Origin of the sequence: Psychrobacter sp. BF1, assembly GCF_019279065.1 — a bacterium.
GTDB classification, from domain to species: Bacteria; Pseudomonadota; Gammaproteobacteria; order Pseudomonadales; family Moraxellaceae; genus Psychrobacter; species Psychrobacter urativorans.
In genome coordinates this window covers 21,851-28,086 of the sequence record NZ_JAGYWV010000019.1, presented here as the reverse complement: position 1 = coordinate 28,086, position 6,236 = coordinate 21,851, and the positions used below count along the sequence as shown (strand labels likewise).

Here is a 6,236-nt window from a genome sequence, read left to right as displayed (position 1 = left end):
GCGCGAAGTGAGAAATTGTACGCCCGTCCCTCCAACGACATTGAACCCGTTAAAAGAACCGAAATCAATTGATGAAATGAGAGTTGCTTAGTTGGTAAATTGGTGACAACTATGTTGACAAACACCGGTAGCTTTCCATTCAATATCATACTGCCAAGGTAAAAAACCAAACAGACACCTATACAGCAAAGTTGCTAGTGAATAGTTCGTATTATGTTCCGCGTCTCTACTTTGATAAGCCAATGAATAGCGAAGTATCGATGGCTCTGTGTGTTTTATATAGCAGTTTAAATCTAAAGGAAATATAGACACACTCCCCTTTTCATCCAAGTAATTTATAAAAATATCATTTGGGGTTAAAACTTGAGTAGAATGCATGCCAGCATTTGATAGTACATCAAAGCTTGCTCTTATAATTTTGCACGCATCATATACAGCTATACTAATTTCTCTATCTAATCGCTGTTTTAAAGACTCCCCATGAACGAAATCATGTATAAAGTAATACTGGAATTGCCCTTCTACGCGTAAAGCTTGCAACTCAGAGCAGGTCAGAATACTTTGGTGGCTATTTTTATTTATCAAGTCTAGTGCTTCTTTTAGAGCTTCTACTTCCAAAATAGACGTACACTCAGACTTAATGAGCTTAAGATACTTAAGCTCATTTTTATTGGTTTTAACTCTATATGTTTCAGTTATTTCATCTTTATATAGAAAAAAGTCGACGTGATACTTACTATCAATCAAATCGCCACGAATAAATGCTGAATTATTCATCTCATTACTTACGCAACAGACTAGTGTCAACGTTATTCATTTCAGCCCTACTTTCAGGTTTCATTAGCCCCATAATGGTTACAACAGCATCTTGCAACTGGTCAAGAGAAGGGTTTGTTTGCAATAAACGTTTCGCATGTTGGATACCTCTAAACGCAGCATCACGATCAGTCCACTGAATATCGTCAAACCCATAATCCATATACTCTAGCATACCAACCCAGAAAGCAGGATCTTGACGATGTAAGCTAAATGCAGCACTTCTAACTTCTTCTGTAAGTTTTGCAGCACTTCGCGCATCTTGTTTGGATATAATCTGGCGGGCTTGTGCTTCAAACTCAGTTAATAAACCACTAAACTGAGCATTCCCTTTTTCATTATTAATCTCACGCAAATCTTCAATAGCATCTTCAAGATCAAGCTCTGCTTTAGGCCAAGCTCCTTGTTCTTGATATTCGTCTAATTCAATTAATGTTTTAGTCAAACTTGTTTTAACTTTCTCTTTGGTATCACGATCATCACTACGCTCATCAAGTAATCGCTCGGCATCATCAAGCTCTTGCACTCTCTTATCGGCATCTTTATTACCTGAATATGATAATTTCTGCGCTACTGTGCGCGCCTCATTAATCTCACGCTTCAATTGACTGGTAGATATATCTATTTTAATTTCTGAAGCTACCTGTTTCTCATAGGTTTCATCCAATGATGGAAAGTAAGCCTCAAACTTTGCGCGACGTGAAGAGTCAATATTAAGTGTAATCTCTACATCGCTACCTGAAGGTAAAAATCCAGGCAAGTCCTTACCCGAAACAATAATTTCACCAAAGCGCTTATTAAAAATAGCCCTTGAACCTTCTTTATCAAAGTTAATTTCATAGATTGGAATGGTTATAATGTCCTCTTCCACTCCTGGACGGACATCCTGCATCGTTTTATACGTGCCTTTACCTTTCGCTGGCAGTGTTTTGTTTTTCTCTAGTCCCGCCAGCGGCCAAACACCTTGTTTGGCTACCAAAGTATCGTAAACTTCAATACCAATATTATAAGGTAATGTCGCATTGGCTATTTTCAGACCTTGAATAATAGTAATGGTACTTGGCTGACAAGGAATTATCGTACCATCACTACTCGATAGCTTTAGCTCAAAGTGGTTGGTTTTGCCCGTGTTTAACTGCAATTCAATAATTTCAACGTCATTATCTATCACTAAACTACCTGAAGACCAAGCACCATCAGTACGTAGCACCTCTAAATTGAATGTCTCTGGCAATGTAGATTCTGAGGCATCTCTATCAATCTTAATACCCAAGTGTTCGGCGGTTTCAACAGTAGTCTCAGGATACTTTAAGATAAGCTGAGCCTTTTTAGTGTCACGCTTTTGCAGCTCTCTAGGAATATCTTTGGTTGAAGCAAATAAGGTCGCGCCCCTTGCAACGGCCGTCATAGGATCTATGCTGGTATCGATCTTATCTGTGACTTGTTCTACTAACATACGGCGTAGCGTTTGTTGGAACGTTGGACCACCTACTAGGATAAGCGAGCTTAAGTCGCTGAGTTCTAAGTTATTACGTTTAACTAAGTACTTTGTGATATCAATGGCTTGCTGGAATATCGGAGTAACTACTTTTTCATATTGATCTAAGGTAATGGTGATATCAAATTCATCAATTTCTGTACCACTATCATCCTCACCTAAATCTTCTATAAGATGACTCCATTGGCTTTTACCTGATAAAGCTATTTTTGCTTCTTCTGCATACTCTTTGAGAGCTCCTTTGAGTAAGGACTTAATACTAGGATCAGCTATTGTGTCATTCATATTGTATTGACTTTGAAGCTGTGGAATCAATAACTCTTCAATAATAATATTATCTAGATCTTTTCCACCAAGATGGTTATTACCATCTGAGTCAATTACTTTCATGATGCCATCTTCCGTATGCATTAATGCCGCATCAAAAGTACCGCCACCAAAGTCAAATACTAACCAATAGCCTGATTGACTACTTGCCTTGATACCATAAGCAATGGATGCTGCAATAGGTTCTTGTAGTAGCTCACAATAGCTGAATCCTGCCAGCTCAGCAGCGCGCTGCGTAGCGTCCAACTGACTTTGCTCAAACATAGCAGGTACTGTAATCACCGCTGCATCTACGTTTTCACCTCTGACATAGCCTTTTAACTTTTTAAGCACTTCAGCTGATAAATATTCAGGTGTATAGCTATCTCTCATATGTTCTGACACATAAAGATAATCGGTACCCATATTACGTTTAAATTCTTGATAACCATTAGGTTGCGTTGCTACTCGTCTTGCATAACTCTTTTTTAAATCTCTATCAATACCCTGCTTTCCTGCTAAACCTAAAAAAGCCGTTTGCTTTTTATTGTAATACACACATGAAGATGTAGTATCCATATGTGTATCATCAGCTTTAATAATTACTGCCTCTCCATCTTGCATGACTGCAATCGCAGAGTTGGTTGTACCCAAATCAATACCAAAATCTACTTTTTGACGCATATCTACATTCCCATATTTTATTATTCATTGAATTTTATTCTAACCAACACTTACTTCAACATCAGCCATTCGAATTAATTTTTCTTTGTAGTTAATTTGTGGGTAAATTACTTTAGTTATAAGACTACGCTCTTCTTCCATATCATCACTAGGTATGATACGTGCTTGGACAGACATATTTTCAGTATAATCTATACCCAGATAATCAATCACCTCATAACCATTATCTTCAAGCTCGTTCTCTAACCTCTCAAGAGACTTGCTCAGAGATTTGAGCCCTTTGGTATCTTCTGGTAGCGCAGCTATCCGTCTGCGCATGCGATGAATCTCATCTGCAAGCTTAATAGCCAGACCATGATCGATATTATCCTCACTATCTGAAACCAGATAGGTGCTAGCCGTTATGGCTGCAGCCTCAGCCAAATGAGTATGTTCTAATTTTACCTGTGCCAAAACCTCATGAAGCTGTGTGATTAATTGGGCATCAGATTGGACGATATTTTCTTCCGCTTTTTTTACACCTTCAAGCGCAGACTGTACCTTATTGACTAACCCTGCGTTTTCTTGATTGTGCTGCTTTCTCAAATACCAATAAACCCCACCCAAGATTCCAAGTAGACCTAGTAAACCTAACAAGCCTAGCAATGAGTTGTTAGTGAGTTTGTTATCTAAGTCAGAGGTTCTTTCTGCTGTAACTGCGCTTAAACTATCAACATCCTTTTTTAAGTTTTGCTCAGATACTTTTGTTTTATTCTCTAGTGCATAGATAGATTGATTGGTATTATCAAGCTTAGTATTAACGTCTTCTAATGCTATTTTAAGCTTAGATAGTTGTTCAAGCCTCTCTTTACTTTCTACTTTATAGTCAGCACCTTGTTTCTCGAGAGCGCTAAGTAGCTTCTCATTGCTAGACTGTATATCACTAATTTTTTGCTGCTGTAGAACTATGGTCTTTTGTATAGCAGCAATGTCTTTACTGGTATCATTTTGTTGATCAGCACCAAATGATGAGGTGGAATTTACAATAAAAAAGCTACTACATATTAAAGCGGATAAAATGGTCTTTTTCATTACAGCTGCCTTTAATTATTTTACTTTGCATTATTTTCAATAAAGCTTTTGATAATTGTCATTACTGCATATAAGACGATAAGTGGCCAAAATCCTGTAAATAGCGCTGCTATGACATATCCAACTCTAAGATAGGTGGAGTTCATGCCAGTCATATTACTTATCGTATAAAGAGCACCGCCAATTATTGGTTTATCCTGAGTAGCAACCACTGGAAGGTAATTTTTACTACCTGCTTTTTTTACTGCCTGCTGTAAATCTGATCTCTCACTACTTATATGGGCATACGCCTTTTTAATAGATTCTTCTGTTTCATAATCTATATCAATATATAAGAACTCTCTTTGTATTTTCGACATCAAGTTATAGCACTTATCAATAGTGGCATTTAACTTATCTAGGTCTGGCTGCTCTTTAAACTCCTCAAAAGTATCTTTATAGACTTCTAAAATCTTACCAATTAGTTTAAAAGCACATGCTCCTGCTAAACTTCTGAATAGCTCTTCTTCTTTAGCACTTTGTACGGTAATAACATTTAGCTCAGCGACCATCTTATTCAGTAACCACTCAGCATCAGCAATTGAATAAATCTCTTTTTCTAGATAGGCAAATATATTTATAAAAATCTTATTGACAGATTCTTCCTCTATTATCTCCTCTAACTTATTTTTATTATCTGCAATATTACTTTTCACTTCACCGTAAGCTGGTAACTCATGAGCCCAATCAATTATGTCTTTAGCAAACCCAGACTCTTCCAGCTCATTGTTGGCAAAAACTGAGCACCTCTTAGCCGTATCAGCATAGTCATTAACTACTCTTTGAACTTTATAATTATTACAATAAAGATCTAATTCGCGAACTAAGGATTCCTTATCTTTTAATTTATAAACCAAACCGTAAACAGCCCAGCTTTCTTCTTCAGTTAAGCCGCGCTCAACTTCATCAACTACATCCTGAATTTCAGTTATATAGGGATTAATAATTTTAGATTCAGCATAATCCTTCATATCTTCAGCATAACCTGAGAACGCCCCTAATAACTCAAGAACACTACCCTCCATACTTGAAGCATACTCAACAAGACTGTCGATCATCGTTTTACTGATGGAGCTATTATCTACAATATTCTTATTAGACTGTAAGGCATTAGTTTTAACCTTATCCAGTTCTTTGATAATTGAGCCATAACGCTCAATAACTTCATAGAGCTTTCCATAAACAAAACCTGACGACTTAAGCTCAAATAACGATATGACATTAGCGTTTATAAGCCACGAGAACTTAGGGTTCGAGCTAGAGAGTATATGTGAGTCCCATAACTCATACGCTTTACGATAATTATTATTTTCTATAGCTTCAAAAGCAATTTCGTCAACCGTATCATATTGGTAGAACCAAAATAGTGCATTAGAAACTCTGTCGTTATCACTTTCGAGGTTTCGAGCGGCATCCTTTATAGACTCTAATGCTCTTATAGGCAGGTTATTGCTAGCACTCATATCAAGCGGATAGTCTTTGACCTTACCAAAGTCAACAAAAGTTTCCAAATCGCTTGTTCTTTTAGCTAGCTCTTTACTAGTTATGGGGCTTACTAAGCCTAAAACCCTATAAGGATTATTAAAAACTTTATCCACTTTTGTCAGCCTTGAAAAATTCTATTGTTTTTAAAATATTAACCCTATGTTATCATTTGTATCATTTTAAAAGAATAGCTATACTGAATTTAAACGATACTTTAACTATAGAAAAAATCCTTTAAGCAGAGAATCTTTAGAGTAAAGAAGATAAATAGCGTTTTCCATCAGATAATAAAACCTAGATTCAAATAAGAAATGCAACGTTTTAAAAGAATGAGTTG

The 6,236-nt window shown here is 36.7% G+C and carries 4 protein-coding genes; all 4 read right to left on the bottom strand.

Annotated elements, in window-relative coordinates; genetic code table 11:
* Positions 1-87 precede the first annotated feature (87 nt).
* The 4 genes from KZA12_RS14155 to KZA12_RS14140 are packed head-to-tail and all read right to left on the bottom strand — an operon-like array spanning position 88 to position 6,012.
* Positions 88-777: a hypothetical protein gene (locus KZA12_RS14155; protein WP_218690675.1), complete on the bottom strand. Its 690-nt coding sequence runs from the start codon at positions 775-777 to the stop codon at positions 88-90.
* Between the two features lie 4 nt (positions 778-781).
* Positions 782-3,304 (bottom strand): Hsp70 family protein, encoded by a 2,523-nt coding sequence (locus tag KZA12_RS14150; protein WP_218690674.1) that lies wholly within the window; start codon positions 3,302-3,304, stop codon positions 782-784.
* 39 nt (positions 3,305-3,343) lie between these two features.
* Positions 3,344-4,375: a hypothetical protein gene (locus KZA12_RS14145; protein ID WP_218690673.1), complete on the bottom strand. Its 1,032-nt coding sequence runs from the start codon at positions 4,373-4,375 to the stop codon at positions 3,344-3,346.
* 20 nt (positions 4,376-4,395) lie between these two features.
* The gene (locus KZA12_RS14140) at positions 4,396-6,012 is read right to left on the bottom strand and encodes a hypothetical protein (protein ID WP_218690672.1); all 1,617 of its coding nucleotides are present in this window, start codon (positions 6,010-6,012) and stop codon (positions 4,396-4,398) included.
* Positions 6,013-6,236 lie beyond the last annotated feature (224 nt).

What these genes read in the sequence shown, in the direction of transcription:
- KZA12_RS14150 (WP_218690674.1), bottom strand. Translation starts at nt 3,304, where the DNA reads ATGCGTCAAAAAGTAGATTTTGGTATTGATTTGGGTACAACCAACTCT.
- KZA12_RS14145 (WP_218690673.1), bottom strand. Translation starts at nt 4,375, where the DNA reads ATGAAAAAGACCATTTTATCCGCTTTAATATGTAGTAGCTTTTTTATT.
- KZA12_RS14155 (WP_218690675.1), bottom strand. Translation starts at nt 777, where the DNA reads ATGAATAATTCAGCATTTATTCGTGGCGATTTGATTGATAGTAAGTAT.